The sequence below is a fragment of the Moritella dasanensis ArB 0140 genome (assembly GCF_000276805.1).
GTDB lineage: Bacteria > Pseudomonadota > Gammaproteobacteria > Enterobacterales > Moritellaceae > Moritella > Moritella dasanensis.
Map to the genome: position 1 here is coordinate 33,854 of NZ_AKXQ01000017.1, position 13,930 is coordinate 47,783.

General features: G+C 43.8%; 12 protein-coding genes. 3 read left to right on the forward strand and 9 right to left on the reverse strand.

Going from position 1 to position 13,930, the window contains the following annotated elements; translation table 11 throughout:
- Window positions 1-193 precede the first annotated feature (193 nt).
- The 5 genes from A923_RS0114500 to dsrO form a co-directional block, all read right to left on the reverse strand.
- Window positions 194-1,246: a c-type cytochrome gene (locus tag A923_RS0114500; RefSeq protein ID WP_017222403.1), complete on the reverse strand. Its 1,053-nt coding sequence runs from the start codon at window positions 1,244-1,246 to the stop codon at window positions 194-196.
- A gap of 9 nt (window positions 1,247-1,255) precedes the next feature.
- The gene (locus tag A923_RS0114505; RefSeq protein WP_017222404.1) at window positions 1,256-1,873 is read right to left on the reverse strand and encodes a c-type cytochrome; all 618 of its coding nucleotides are present in this window, start codon (window positions 1,871-1,873) and stop codon (window positions 1,256-1,258) included.
- Between the two features lie 297 nt (window positions 1,874-2,170).
- Window positions 2,171-5,260 (reverse strand): tetrathionate reductase subunit A, encoded by a 3,090-nt coding sequence (locus A923_RS0114510; RefSeq protein WP_017222405.1) that lies wholly within the window; start codon window positions 5,258-5,260, stop codon window positions 2,171-2,173.
- Window positions 5,261-5,270: 10 nt separating this feature from the next.
- A complete protein-coding gene (gene nrfD / locus A923_RS0114515; protein ID WP_017222406.1) occupies window positions 5,271-6,425 on the reverse strand; it encodes an NrfD/PsrC family molybdoenzyme membrane anchor subunit in 1,155 nt (384 codons plus the stop codon).
- On the reverse strand, window positions 6,422-7,195 hold the full coding sequence (dsrO, locus tag A923_RS0114520; RefSeq protein WP_017222407.1) for a sulfate reduction electron transfer complex DsrMKJOP subunit DsrO: 774 nt from the start codon (window positions 7,193-7,195) through the stop codon (window positions 6,422-6,424). Before dsrO ends, nrfD begins: the two co-directional genes overlap by 4 nt.
- Before the next feature lie 198 nt (window positions 7,196-7,393).
- On the opposite strand from dsrO, the gene A923_RS0114525 reads away from it, so the two are divergent.
- The 3 genes from A923_RS0114525 to A923_RS0114535 all read left to right on the forward strand — a co-directional run bounded on the left by A923_RS0114525 (window position 7,394) and on the right by A923_RS0114535 (window position 10,595).
- On the forward strand, window positions 7,394-9,253 hold the full coding sequence (locus A923_RS0114525) for a sensor histidine kinase (protein WP_017222408.1): 1,860 nt from the start codon (window positions 7,394-7,396) through the stop codon (window positions 9,251-9,253).
- A 36-nt stretch (window positions 9,254-9,289) separates the two neighbouring features.
- Window positions 9,290-9,910 carry a response regulator transcription factor gene (locus tag A923_RS0114530; RefSeq protein WP_017222409.1) on the forward strand — a complete coding sequence of 207 codons (621 nt, stop codon included), beginning with the start codon at window positions 9,290-9,292 and terminating at the stop codon, window positions 9,908-9,910.
- A gap of 433 nt (window positions 9,911-10,343) precedes the next feature.
- Window positions 10,344-10,595 carry a hypothetical protein gene (locus A923_RS0114535; RefSeq protein WP_017222410.1) on the forward strand — a complete coding sequence of 84 codons (252 nt, stop codon included), beginning with the start codon at window positions 10,344-10,346 and terminating at the stop codon, window positions 10,593-10,595.
- 63 nt (window positions 10,596-10,658) lie between these two features.
- Here A923_RS0114535 and A923_RS0114540 read toward each other — a convergent pair whose 3' ends face one another.
- The 4 genes from A923_RS0114540 to A923_RS0114555 all read right to left on the reverse strand — a co-directional run bounded on the left by A923_RS0114540 (window position 10,659) and on the right by A923_RS0114555 (window position 13,921).
- The gene (locus A923_RS0114540; RefSeq protein WP_017222411.1) at window positions 10,659-10,841 is read right to left on the reverse strand and encodes a hypothetical protein; all 183 of its coding nucleotides are present in this window, start codon (window positions 10,839-10,841) and stop codon (window positions 10,659-10,661) included.
- 252 nt (window positions 10,842-11,093) lie between these two features.
- Window positions 11,094-11,768: a maleylacetoacetate isomerase gene (gene maiA, locus A923_RS0114545; RefSeq protein WP_017222412.1), complete on the reverse strand. Its 675-nt coding sequence runs from the start codon at window positions 11,766-11,768 to the stop codon at window positions 11,094-11,096.
- A 17-nt stretch (window positions 11,769-11,785) separates the two neighbouring features.
- On the reverse strand, window positions 11,786-12,772 hold the full coding sequence (locus A923_RS0114550; RefSeq protein ID WP_017222413.1) for a fumarylacetoacetate hydrolase family protein: 987 nt from the start codon (window positions 12,770-12,772) through the stop codon (window positions 11,786-11,788).
- Window positions 12,773-12,796: 24 nt separating this feature from the next.
- Window positions 12,797-13,921: a homogentisate 1,2-dioxygenase gene (locus A923_RS0114555; RefSeq protein WP_017222414.1), complete on the reverse strand. Its 1,125-nt coding sequence runs from the start codon at window positions 13,919-13,921 to the stop codon at window positions 12,797-12,799.
- Window positions 13,922-13,930: the final 9 nt, after the last annotated feature.

Sequence of the window (13,930 nt, forward strand, 5' to 3'; positions counted from 1 at the left end):
AGATATTATTTCTCAAGAGTTTTATAGTGATATCGACCACTTAAAAATACTTTTTTGACTTTTTTATACCGTTTTAACGGCTATTAAAACATAGAGCTAGAGCATTTTTTAACACGATAAATAACGAAAGTATTGGTAATTAGGAGTGAAGTAATAAGACCCAAGTCGAGTGACTTGAGTCTTTCATTAAGGATTAATCTACAGCTTCAGCTGGAAAAGCATTTTCGCCAACGACTTTACCGTTAACTGTTTTACCATAATAACCTTGGTGGTTATGGTACTGCTCTTGGTTGGCTTTCAAGTCACCAGTAAAGCGTGGATCTTGTGGACGTTCATGGCTATTCATAAATGCGGCCACATCCCAAGCTTGTTGGTTGCTAAGCTGGATACTTTTACCCAACGGCATATTTTCATAAATGAAGAATGCTGCGGTATTAACGCGATGCATGCCTGCACCCCAGTTAAATGAACCTTTACCCCAAAGTGGCGGGAATGATTGTACGCCGTCTTGTTTTAACCCTTGGCCGCTATCACCATGACAAGTTGAGCAAGTTTGCTTATACACAATTTCACCACGTTCGATAGACGGTGTCTGCGCTGATTTAGCTAATTTAGGATAACCTCGGCCAGCTAACTTATTACGCTGTTCTATTGGTAGTGCCGCCGCAATTGTTTCTGGTAATACAAATGAATCTGCTTTGCCGCCTAGTTGTACAACTGCATCACTCATCTCTGGGATCTGCGTACTTTGCATATCGTATTTATCTAACAAGCCACCCATCGCTAACCAATATGAATAAGCGGTTAAGGCAACGAGTTCTGGTGAATCAACAGCAGGCGCAACGCCGTTCATTGAATATTTAAAACAACCTTGGATACGCTCTGCGTAAGTATTTACTTTGTCGTTCTTTTTACGATAGGCAGGGTACGCCATGAATGCGCCCCATAATGGTGCTGAATTGGCTTTCATACCCGCTTGCATATGGCAGTTGGCACAGTTTTGTTCATTACCAACGTATTGACCACGCATGGTCTGTGAATTAACAAATAGTGAATAACCTTGTTTTACTTTATTACCAAACTCAGTATTTGGAATAGTGGCTAAATCACGAGGTACTAAGTACTCAGTACTGGCTGCTTTTGCATGCGCAGGTAATTCGGTTTGGCGGTCGGGTAAATTTGTTTCTGCGCTGGCAAACGTCGAGAACAATAAACTTGCGCCGAGGATAAGAGATAATGTTTTCATTAGATGACCTTATTTTATCGCTGCAAAGTATTGCGCAAGATGTTGGATTTCAGAGGCTGTTAATTGCTGCGCTATGGTTGCCATTACATTGTTTTTATCGCCGGTGCGCTTTTTGTTTTGCCATGCCGTTAATTGGTTACTGATATAATCGGCATGTTGGCTGGCTAGACGAGGAAAATGGGCAACGCCTAAACCGCTAGGGCCATGACATGTTGCGCAGGCCGGAATGTTACGAGTCCAGTCACCTTGGTAAACCAGCTTTCTCGCGGGGTCGGTAATAATCACATTATCACCACGTTTTTCAATATTACTGATAGTCGGTGCTGGTAAAGAAGCAAAGAATGCCGCCACTTGCTGTACAGACTCTGGTGTTGCTAAGGTCATGACCATCGACGTCATCGATGGATTTTTACGATTACCATTTTTGAAGTGATTAATTTGTTCGACTAAATAATCTTTATCCATACCAGCTAACATCGGCGCTAGATTTGGCGTACCTAAACCTGCCGTGCCATGACAACTTTCACATACCATCGCCGCAGGTGGTGTGGCGGAAAATGCGGGCGCTTGCACTAACAGCAAAGCGCTCAGTCCAATGATGCTGCGGAATATATTCTTCATGGGCATGGTATGTCTCCAGGTTAGTCGGTAATTGTAGGGTCGGTCTAATTATAGTAATTCTCTCGCTGTAAGTAGGGTCCTTATAGGCAAGGTCATATTACGAGCATAGTTACTAGCATAATGACGGGCATAGTCTGGCGGTTTGTGAAAGAGAAAGATATTGTGGTTATCCACATAAATTAAGGGGTATATAGGTTCGGCTTTCGATGTGGATCAGCGTTGTGATTAAAAAAGCCCACAGGTACTGTTGTACATGCGGGCTTGTTAATTAATGACTGGGCTCTGACTTAATTAATGAGTTAACTAGCCTAAACTAATTTTAGCGGGCAGTGCTTGTCTTGCTGCAGCGCCAACCACCCAATCTAACAGTACCCCTTTACCTTCTCGGGTAGGGTCGATTAAACCGATATCGTTAATATTCACCCCATCATTGGATTTCATTTTAACTGGCTGTTGTGTATCGCCAATCCAATGGGCACGTTCACCGAGTTCTTTATGACCAAAGCCATGTTCAAACCCAAGTGTGCCTTGTTTAACACCATCAACAATTAACGCCATCGCTTTAGTGGCACTGGTTGGTGTGGTGATTGTAAACATAGCGCCAGTTGTTAAGCCAATTTTAGCCGCGTCAGTCGGATGGATATAAACTGGGTTAACACCTTTAATGGAATTTAACCGTGGTGACAGGTTTGATACTGCACTGTGAATATTCGATTTAAAGTTGGTTAAGGTAAATGGCCATTCCGTCGTTGGATACTTTTCTGCTAATGGTGTGCCATCTGCTAATTTTTGTGGATGCCAAGTAGGACAACCAGAATAATATTCACCCGTCATGGTATTACGCGATGTACCGAGTTTTTCATTCCAGATCGCTAATGGTTTCTGCCATTTGTATTTCATTTCTTCGCCTTTATAGGCTTCTGTCGCATTTTCAAAGCGACCGCCACGGGCAAAAATAAACGCGACCTTACCGAGTTCTTCCGGTGTTAACACTCGTTGCATCGCTGGCAATAGACGTTCGAGCCCCGACAATACCATATCTTCGCTGCTTGCTGCCGGAACGCCATTGGCAACATAGGCTAAATTGGCTGCAGCGCGTAAGTAAAAATCTTCCGCATTGTGAATGCCGTGCCAGTTACCTTGGCTATCACTAATCGCATTATCACCAAAACCGCCTAACTGCATTTTCTTGGCGATATCAATTAAGAAGTTTTCTAAATTGATACTACGACCGTCAGCCGTTTTTTCTGTTAATGCATTCACAATCGGCCAGCGTGCTGTGACTGTTTTAGTCGGTACGCCATGCCAAGGAGTCACCATGCCCCAACTTTCATAAGTCACTGTGTCAGGGACTATGTAGTCGGATAATGCCGTTGTTTCATTAATGAAAGCATCAACAGACACGATCAGTGGTAGCTGTTTTGGATCTTTTAATTTATCACCCAATAAGTTAGCTAACCCAGGTACGCCATACATAGGGTTCGCCATGTGGTTGATCCAGGCTTTGGCACGATACGGATAACCATCTACTGCAGCCGAGAGATGTTCTGTTAATAACGGCGCAGAAATCGGATACCAAGGTGATCGTGTTGGATATGGCGATTCACCTGCGGCGATACGACGTTTATATTCGCTGGTTTTTTGGTACGGGAATTTACTGCGAGATAAAAAGATCCCTTTTGGTTTTACTTTATTTTTAAACTTGGTGAAATCGTAACGTGGTCCGTTACCTGATGTTGGATAACCACCAGACTTAGCCATGACACCGCCTTTCAAGTTGATGTTACCAATTAGCGCGTTGAGCATTAGGATTGTATAGGCATTGTAGAAACCGTTACTGTGCATGTTGCCGCCATGGCTATCGACGACGGCTTTAGTACCATGACTGGTAAAGCGTTTCGCTAGCGCGGTGATCGTCGCTACTGGAATGTCACATTGCGCACTGTAGAACTCAAGATCGTGGGCAAATGCCGATTCTTTTAAATGCTGTAGTGATGATTTAACTTGTACATCACCTTGCTTGGTCGTGACGACTTGATCAATGAATAATCGCGCGGGTTGATCTTGTGTGTGCACAGAAAGATCACCACTTTGTGCATCGACGATCACATACGGATCGGATTCTGATAATGCCGTGCCAGTAAACCCAAGATCTACTTCTGAAGCGCGAAGGAAATAACCGTAGCGCGGATGATCCTTATCACTTATTACCAAATGCGTGGCGTTACACCAATGGGCAGTACCCGCGGTTTTCATCGCATTGGGACCTGGTTGTGTTAAGAAAGCTGTATTAAACTTATCATTGGCTAATATCCACTGGATCATGCCGAGCACTAATGCTGAATCACTGCCAGGTTTGATCGGTAGCCAGTTGTTATTGTCACCTGCAGCTAAGCTCGATGATGCTGGTAGCGCTGGAGAAACGACGGTATAGCTAAAGTTGCCTTTGGTACGGGCTGTGGCTAATTGACGTGCTTGGCGTTTAAATGGATTACCCGCTTGAGCTGGCGACATACCTATGTATAACGCAAATTCACAGTTTTCTAGGTCTGGCTTAACGTGGGCGAATTTATTTAGATCATTCATTAATGCGCCAGAGCCTGCACGGAAACTATAACCACAGTACGAACCATGATGGCCAAAGTTACGCGTGCCATAACTGTTAAAAGCGAAACGTTTAAACAGATCGTCACGGCCTTCATTACCGGCATTGGTCATTAATAATTGGTTGGCTTTCGGGCCATATTCTGGATTTAGCGGATCGAGTGGGGTTTTCACATCGCGGATCACACGTAAGCCGTCAACATGACCTTCACCAAATAGATCGCCACCTTCAACCACTTCTTCTAACAGTTGTTCGTAGCTGATCGGGATCCACTTACCTTCACCACGATTACCAACACGTTTTAGTGGTTGGGTGATCCGATACGGACTTTTACGGATTTCCATCATACCGTTACCACGGGCACAGGCCGTTGAACGACCTGCTAATCCAGCTTCACCAGCCATGGCAATATAGGCATCTTTGACTGGGGTATTAAAAGGGATCTGGTGTTCATTTGATAATGGATGATACGGGTTACCAGAAATACGTAATATCTCGTCACTGGCGTTATCTACACGTACACGTAAACCACACAGCGTCCAGCAACCGAAACACATTGACGGTGCCACACGCTGCGCTGGGTTATTGATCAGCTTACCGTTTTCAGTCACCTTATATTCTGGTGTTAATGAATTACCGTGATGCGGGTGTTTGGTTTTTTTACCGGCAGTACCATCGATAATGCCATGTACCGCATGCGATGTGGTGGTTGCATAACCTGCTGCAAAAGCGCCAACACCACCTACAGCAAGACCTGATTTAAGAAATTGACGACGTTTGTTATCCATAATGAAGTCCTTACTGTGTGTGTTGTGTTTTGAGAGGTTGTGAGACGGTGCTGTTTTTTACTGACTTTACTCGTTTAACTGACTTTACTGATTTTTCTTGTATCGCGACGATCTCTGAAGCCGCTAATGCTAAGGCTAACCACAAACCAGCCATACCAAGAATACCGAGTAGCCCTGCAGAGCCCATCGGCAATTCATACGGATACGGTCCTTGGTCAAATTTAGCGATGGTTTGTACATCCATGATGGTGACCCAACGTAGATACCAACAACAAATCAAGCTGATCGCACTCATGATTAATAATTGCGGACGGTTATACAGCGCTATTTTAGAGGCTAGCAATGCAATGCCCATACAGGCCAAGAAACTGACCGCCAAGCTACCCAAACGTACTAACCATGCATCGCTTTCATATAACGAAAATGAAGCATTATTGGATGCCCAGATTGGCAATAAAACAGCGGCTAAGATGGCACTGACTAACAGTGCTCGTTTTATTAATCCTTGATCACTTTGGGTAAAGGCATTCGCTTTTGCAGGAATAGGGAATAGCGCTAACAGTAATAACGCAAAACCGATGGCCCCGATAAAGGCAGTCACAAACCACAGTAATGGTGCTGCAGGTTGATGCCATAACGGGCGGCTTTGTACTACGTAGATTTCCGCACCTGTGTACAGTGCGATAGTTAAACCGGATAAACAGGTTAATACCGTGACTGTGATCATTTGGGTGCTAGTGGTCTGCCAATCACCTAGGCTAAATAGGGATATTTTTTTCGCGATAGCATTGTCACTGTGTTTGAGTTTGGCTATATCATCACGTAAATATAACCAAGCCGTTAATATCGCTAATGCTGAAAATAGCGGTAAAAATAGTGAGCCTAATGACATCCATGACCAAGGTGTCATGTTGCTATAAAAGTGCAATGCTCGACCCGGTTGGTGTAAGTCACCGGTTAATGCCAGTGGGCCAACAACGGCGCCAATCGACATGGTCAATACTAATGCCGAGCGTAAGTAATGGCTGGTATGTGCACGGAATATATAGCTTAATAAAAACAATATTGCTGCCGCATACGCAGAGCCAATATAGAAAAAGTATTGTACTGCCCACGGGAGCCAAGCAATAGCTTGTGGTTGGACTAAAATTTCGGTGATGTTCATGCGTTTTCTCCTGCAGGATCATAGATGGCAACTTTACCGTCAATTTTACTGGTTAACGCGTCATCCATGCCGATGTAGAACACATGCGGCTGGGTGTTTTCTTCTGGTTTTAATACCTTGATGTCATCTTGGTGTTCGCGCATTAAATGGCTAATGTGGCTGTTAGGATCTTTAATATCACCAATAATACGCGCGCCACCCACACAGGTTTCTACACAGGCAGGTAATAAGCCTTCTTCTAAGCGATGAGCACAGAAGGTACATTTGTCGGCAGTGAGGGTTTCTTCGTTAATAAAACGGGCATCGTAAGGACAAGCTTGTACGCAATAAGCACAAGCCACGCAGCGCTCGTTATCGACCATGACAATACCGTCGTCACGTTGGAAGGTTGCTTGCACTGGGCATACCTTCACACAAGGTGGGTTTTCACAGTGATTGCATAAGCGTGGTAGGGTAAATGATTTAACATTTTGTAATTCACTGCTGCCGTCATCTAAAGTGACTTCGTATTGTTTTACTGTGGTACGGAATTGGCCAATAGGTGCTTGGTTCTCAATGCTGCAACCAACTGTACACGCTTGGCAACCGACGCATTTACGTAAATCAACCACCATGGCATAACGTTTACCGCTCTGGCCTTTACGGTCGGGGGCTTCGCTATTACGGATAATGGTCGTGGTGAGCGGATTTGCCCCTGAAACTGGTATGATAGCCGCGCCGACGGTCAATGCACCGAGACGGGTCATTAAGCTGCGTTTAGTTGAGTCCATGAGAACGCCTTGTGGTTAATAGTGATTAAGGCTATTGTCTGGAAATAAAGAGGTAGTGGGTATTGTGGTTTTCCACATACACAGGGGCGGCTTGATCTAAAACAATAAATATTTTGGCTTTATCGCTATTTTGGTATGCTGAGGTGGTTATCTTATTTGTAATGAACGGTATGAGCAGGGTATTAGTAGGGAATTGACATGGCTAACGTATTAATAAAAGCAGTGATTGCTACCTTGTTGCTGGTGATGGCGCAAGTGCATGCCAGTAACGAAACGGATATGACGAGTAGTATTCCCAGTGATAGTAATGCTGCCCCTTTTATTGATACTCGAATTATTGAGCGTATTGCTGATAACAAACAAACCATGACCATCGTTGATGTGGGTGTATTAGCAACGCGTGGTGTCTTTGAAGCCAAGCAGCGCTGGCAGCCCACACTATTATGGTTACAAAGTCAGATCCCTAATAGCGAATTTAGACTGCACCCTTTCACTTTAGCTGAAATGGAAACGGCAGTAGAGCAACAAAGTGTCGATGTGGTGGTGACTAACCCTGGGCAAGCGGTACGTTTAGGTCGGCAATATCCACTGTCTTGGTTAGCGACGTTAAACAGTAAACTGGGTGACGGTACTCATGTCATTGGCTCGGCTTTGGTAGTGCGCGCCGATTCGCACTACCAGCACTTAGTCGAGGTCAGTGGTGACAAGATAGCTGCTGTTGCCAGTAATGCCTTTGGTGGTTATCTAACGATGCAACTGACGGTGCAAAATCTAGGTATTAACCCAACGGCTTTTTTCTCTGACGTATCGTTTTTAGGTTTTCCTGTTGATGCCATTATTTACCAGTTGCGAGATGGCTATTTTGATGCCGCAGTCGTGCCGGTGTGCCAACTCGAAAGCATGTTAGAAGAAGGCTTGATTCAACAGGGGGTATTCCGGGTGTTAGATGATATCAGCCCGGATAATTTTGCTTGTGCGCTGTCTACGCAGTTATATCCGAACTGGTCTATTGCTAAAACCAGTGCTATTTCAGCTACGTTAGCTAAAAAAATAACCCGCGCGCTATTGGCCTTGCCCAGTGATCATGCTGCTAGTATTGCCGCTTATTCTACAGGTTGGACACCACCCATTAGCCAATTATCTGTTGATCAGTTATATCGTGATTTAGATATACACCCTTTGCAACGACCTTGGTGGCAGGAAGCGGCAGTCTGGATCAAGAAGAATCAACAATGGGCTTGGGTAGTATTTTTATTCGTGTTGTTATTAAGTGTTTATCATTTAATTTTGGAATACCGCTTTAGTCGCAGTGAACGTAAATTAAAAGCCACCTTAAACCGTTTAAAAGAAAAAAATGCCATGTTAGAACATGCTCAGCGAGTGGCGATTGTGGGTGAGTTGGGTAGTAGTCTCGCGCATGAAATTAATCAACCACTGGCTGCTATTTTAAATTACAGCCAAGGCGGGTTATTACGGATAAACAAAGGCGCGGATGCCAGTGCAATAACACCAGCATTAGAAAAAATACAACAGCAAGTGAAGCGAGCAGATGGTATTGTGCAGCGATTACGTGCGCTTATTAATAAACGTGCTGTGGCGAAGTCGCCCTGTGATGTACAAGCATTACTCACTGATACGTTAGAGTTACTAGAGTATGATTTCCAGCAAAAGAATATTACCGTAAGCCAATCCTGTGTCGGTAATGCCGTGGAGCTAGAGGCTGATATTGTTGGCTTACAGCAGGTATTATTAAATGTATTAAATAATGCGGCAGATGCCTGCTTGATGCGGGATCCGGCTGTGCCGATAAATAATAAAATTAGTATAGAGAGTCACTATAGTGATGACCGATTAATATTAACGGTGACCGATAATGGTATCGGCTTAACGGCGACCAGTACAGAATTACAGAATGCCTTTTTCACCACTAAAAAAGACGGATTAGGACTGGGGTTAGCCATTTGCCGTGATGTGATTGAAGCCCATCATGGTCAATTTTCGCTGGTGGCTGCTGCTCCCATTGGTTGTCGCGTCAGCATACAATTACCGTTGCCATAAGCATTACCATAGTTGTTATAATTGAGGATGATTAATATGAGTCAAAAGCCAGTAACAGGGCATGAAATATCAGTGCCTGTCTATGTTGTTGATGATGATGAATCAGTGCGTGATTCGTTGGCATTTATGCTTGATGGTTATGATATCAATGCCACAACTTATGCTGGTGGCCCGTCATTTTTAGATAACGCCGAAATCATGCTGCCGGGCTGTGTGATTTTAGATAGTCGGATGCCGGAACTACGTGGCCAGGATGTACAAGCTATTCTGACTCAATGTAATAGCCCACTGTCGATAATTTTTCTTACTGGCCATGGTGATGTATCTATGGCTGTCGATGCGTTTAAATCGGGCGCGGTGGATTTCTTTCAAAAGCCGGTCGATGGTGAAAAATTAGTGCAGGCGATTATGCTTGCGGCGGATAAATCAGTTGCGCGTAGCCAACAACTTAGTGCGCTATTATCTTATCAATCACTGACTGAGCGTGAACAAGAAATATTATTATTGTTGGTACAAGGTAAGCGTAATCAACAGATTGCCGAGACATTATGTATTGCAGTTCGGACTGTTGAAGTACATAGGTCGAGTTTAATGAAAAAGTTTCAGGCTAAGACTATTGCTGAGTTGGTTTTACAATATGGTTTGGCTATTAATTAGCTGGAAATAGGGCTACACGGCTTGCTGAAATGGATTGTTAGCATAATGCTTTGTTTTACTCTTAAGGAGTAATTTATGGTTGAGAAAAGTTCAATATCGCATAAACTCCTTATTGTGAATTAACATTATGTTCACATTTATTTTGGATTAATTAGTTAACTGGAGGTACACATGAAAAATTTAAATCTTGTTCAATTCGTTTGTGTATCACTCGATCATACCAGCTCCATGATGGCCGTTCATCACGCCCTCATAGCCTGTTCCGATCGTAAACCAGGCACCACATTTACTAATTAATTCGTAACCTTAACGGCTGCGAAAAATGGCAGCTGATAGGGTAATCCTCATTTATATCCCTAGATAGTCGAAATACTGCACGCCATTTTTCCCAGTTAAATTTTTAAGTTTAAAACTTATATACTGGAGAATTCTTATGCGTCATTCACTTTATTTAAACCTGGCTGTATTTTTTGTTCGTGCTGATATCCGCCGTGAAGAGCGAGTATGGTTAGCAAAAAGCCGTCGTACCAGCAGTGAGATCCCATTGGGCAATGCGTATCTGTTAAAAGATATTGGTCTTAATGCCGATGGTCGTCCACTTTGCAGTGCGCTGCCACGTGATATAGCTGCGAAACGTCGAGTGCGTCATCTACGTCGCGCTTGCCGTGTGAAAATAGCAACGTAACAAAAAGGGCTAGGCTGTTTGTGCAGCTTAGCCCCTGATATATTTTTAGCGGTAGAATTTTATTTAATGTTCAAACGCCGCTGAACCATCTTCATTGATGTGAAGTTTGGCTTTTGCTTGGTTGATTAATTGCGCTGCACAAGATGGTGAGACCGAGCGTAAACTACCTTTTCCACTCTGGAATGAAGGTTCCCAAGCTCTATCTTTGTATCGACCTGCTTCTATAAATTCCACAACTACTTTCATGAATAACCTCTACATTGTTGGTCTAATTACTGGCCTATTACGACGACATATTTTGAGATAATGTGGTCTTGCGTAATGGTCACTCAAAGGTTAGAGGTAATTTTAGTTCAATTGGTTCAAATATAAATGGGCTTATTTCAAATGAAACTAAGGGTATTTTTCTTATTCTTTTATAGATATAAAAACCGAGTGATTTACTGTATTTAAGCGAGAATATGACCTATTTATTTATAGACCTATTTATAGACCTATTTATAGGCCTATATCAGGTTGCTGTTCTGGGGCAGCTTCGACAAAGGCGGATTGTTGAATGCAGTGCTGATAAATACGGTTGGTGATGGGATAGGGAGTCATATCTAAGTTAAATCGCAGGGCGTTATAAACTTGCGGTATCAAATAAACATCTGCCATTGTAACTTGGCCATTACAGCAGTAGTGAGTACTCTCATTTTTTAGTAATAACATTTCAAATGCTGCAAAACCTTTTGCTAACCAATGGTGATACCAGGTTATTTTTTCTGCCTCATTACAGTCGAAACGCTCCTCGAGATAATGTAATACCCGTAAGTTATTGACGGGATGCATGTCGCAGGCAATGATTTGCGTTAATGTGCGGATATAAGCGCGTTCAATGAGATTAATTGGTAATAGGGGGGGTTGGGGGAAAGCCTCTTCTAAGTATTCTATGATAGCCGCTGATTGGGTTATTATTTGTGGTTTTGGTTCTAGACCATTAATATTTGGCGCTGTGATATCAAGGCTTGGCACTAAGCCTTGTGGGTTAACATCCAGATATTCTGCAGAGTTTTGTTCACCGCCATTACGCACTAAGTGCACAGGCACTATGTCGTAGTTTATATGCTTTAAGTTTAATACTATCCGCACCCGATAAGCAGCAGATGAGCGGAAATAGCTATACAGTTTCATATTGTATTCCCTGCTGTCTATGGCTTTATGGACGTTACACGCTGTTCAATAGCGCCAAAAATAGAGGCTCCAGCCTTATCCCGCATTTCAATTTTGACTTTATCGCCAGCTTGTAAAAAAGCTGTCGTGATCTCCCCAGTGGCAATTTTTTCCAACATTCTTTGTTCTGCTAGGCAGGATGATCCCACAGTGCGATCACAATTCGACACAGTACCTGAACCAATAATCGTACCTGCGGTTAAGGTGCGTGTTTTTGCGGCGTGGGCAATCAACTGCGGGAAATTAAATGTCATGTCGGTACCGGCATTAGGGCAGCCAAATAAAGTCTCATTGAGATAAGTTGATAACGGTAAATGTAATTTAGCTCCATCCCAAGCCTCGCCCAGTTCATCTGGAGTCACGGCAACAGGAGAGAATGCGGTCGATGGTTTACTGTGAAAAAAGCCAAAACCTTTAGCTAATTCACTGGGAATTAAATTACGCAGGGATACATCATTGACCAAGGTGATTAATAAAATGTACTCGCTAGCTGCAGCCGCGGTTAATCCCATCGGCACATCACTGGTGATCACCGCTACCTCGGCTTCAAAGTCCAATCCCCAATCAGAGTTTTGTAATGGAATATCATCTTTAGGTCCGATAAAACTGTCACTGCCACCTTGGTACATTAACGGTTCTGTCCAGAATGACTCGGGTATTTCTGCGCCTCTGGCTTTGCGAACTAGCTCAACATGATTAACGTAAGCACTGCCGTCAGCCCATTGATATGCTCTGGGTAAAGGTGATTCTAGTGAGCAGTTTTTAAATTCAATCGCACCTGTCGACTCACCGTTATTTAATTGTACGTAATGGCTTTGTAACAGCGGTTCGACGAGAGACCAATGCTCTAGCGCCCATTGTAAATTGGCTGCTATCGAAGATACACACAATGCAGTTTGTAAGTCTTTGCTAACCAGATATAAGCTGCCATCTCTAGAACCGTCTCGTAATGTGGCTAATTTCATCGTATTTTCTCCTCCTGCTTTTTACTATTCTTTCCAGCTATCGACATAACCTGACCATTCTACATCCGCCATGCCTGAACCTATGGCTAAACCATCGCGGGTATCTATCATCACCGCCACTTCATCGGTTTCTATACGTTGTGACTGACACCCTGCGCGGTAGGCTTTGGGGTGCGGCCCATGGGTAAAACCACAAGGGTGAAAGGTCAACATACCCGGTTCAATATTATCGCGACTAAAGAATTCGCCTTGGTGATAAAAAATCACTTCATCAAAATCATCGTTGCTGTGATAAAAAGGCACTTTCAATGCGCCGGGGTCGCTTTCCATCGGTCGAGGCACAAAAGTACACACCACAAAGCGACTGGTGACAAAAGTAGAATGCGCAGAGGGCGGCAGATGAAAACGGTGACTCATTAACGGGCGAATATCTTGCCAGTTAAGCCTGACCACGGAAACATCGCCATGCCAGCCCACTACATCAAGCGGGTTGAAAGGATAGTCGATGACCGATAGTTTATTAAAGCGTTTGAGCACGACTTGCCAGGGTTCTTCGTCTTGTTGCTGCAAATAAGCGGCGTCAATTTCGGGAGTATCCAATACCGCTTGGTCAAATATCGCATGCTGGCCGACGATGGTTTTATCGGGTAAACCATAATAATCATTGGTTGCTTCGATCATCAGTAAGCTGATTGGCTCGGCAGGTTCTAAACGCCACAAGCAAGAACGTGGCATTAATACGTAATCTCCTTGAACAACACTCAAATGACCGTAGTCGCAAAATAATTCGCCGTGGCCTTGATGAATAAATAGCAAGTCATCGCCATCGGCATTTCTGACCAAGGTTTGCATGTTTTCGTGACACTGCCAGAATCGGATCTGGCAATGCGCATTGTGAAATAACAGGGGCGCATCCCAAGGCGAAGTCTGAGCGTAGGGCAGTTTTAATAAATTATAGGCGCGTGGTCTGTGCTCGCCCGACCACGCACACCATCCTGTTGGTGGATGCTTATGATGCAGATGTGTGGCAGGCCCATAGAAACCTTCTCGACTGACTTCACGCTCAAAAACACCTTGTTCGGGTAGATCCGCGTGCGCTTGCCGAGAATAAGTACCTTTTCGTAATGGAAACGTAATTCTACGGATCATATCTCGTTC

Bases quoted from the DNA above. Each gene is read 5' to 3' on its own strand.
- A923_RS0114550 (WP_017222413.1), bottom strand. From the start codon at position 12,772: ATGAAATTAGCCACATTACGAGACGGTTCTAGAGATGGCAGCTTATAT.
- A923_RS0114525 (WP_017222408.1), top strand. From the start codon at position 7,394: ATGGCTAACGTATTAATAAAAGCAGTGATTGCTACCTTGTTGCTGGTG.
- dsrO (WP_017222407.1), bottom strand. From the start codon at position 7,195: ATGGACTCAACTAAACGCAGCTTAATGACCCGTCTCGGTGCATTGACC.
- A923_RS0114505 (WP_017222404.1), bottom strand. From the start codon at position 1,873: ATGCCCATGAAGAATATATTCCGCAGCATCATTGGACTGAGCGCTTTG.
- A923_RS0114510 (WP_017222405.1), bottom strand. From the start codon at position 5,260: ATGGATAACAAACGTCGTCAATTTCTTAAATCAGGTCTTGCTGTAGGT.
- maiA (WP_017222412.1), bottom strand. From the start codon at position 11,768: ATGAAACTGTATAGCTATTTCCGCTCATCTGCTGCTTATCGGGTGCGG.
- nrfD (WP_017222406.1), bottom strand. From the start codon at position 6,425: ATGAACATCACCGAAATTTTAGTCCAACCACAAGCTATTGCTTGGCTC.
- A923_RS0114500 (WP_017222403.1), bottom strand. From the start codon at position 1,246: ATGAAAACATTATCTCTTATCCTCGGCGCAAGTTTATTGTTCTCGACG.
- A923_RS0114530 (WP_017222409.1), top strand. From the start codon at position 9,290: ATGAGTCAAAAGCCAGTAACAGGGCATGAAATATCAGTGCCTGTCTAT.
- A923_RS0114555 (WP_017222414.1), bottom strand. From the start codon at position 13,921: ATGATCCGTAGAATTACGTTTCCATTACGAAAAGGTACTTATTCTCGG.
- A923_RS0114535 (WP_017222410.1), top strand. From the start codon at position 10,344: ATGCGTCATTCACTTTATTTAAACCTGGCTGTATTTTTTGTTCGTGCT.
- A923_RS0114540 (WP_017222411.1), bottom strand. From the start codon at position 10,841: ATGAAAGTAGTTGTGGAATTTATAGAAGCAGGTCGATACAAAGATAGA.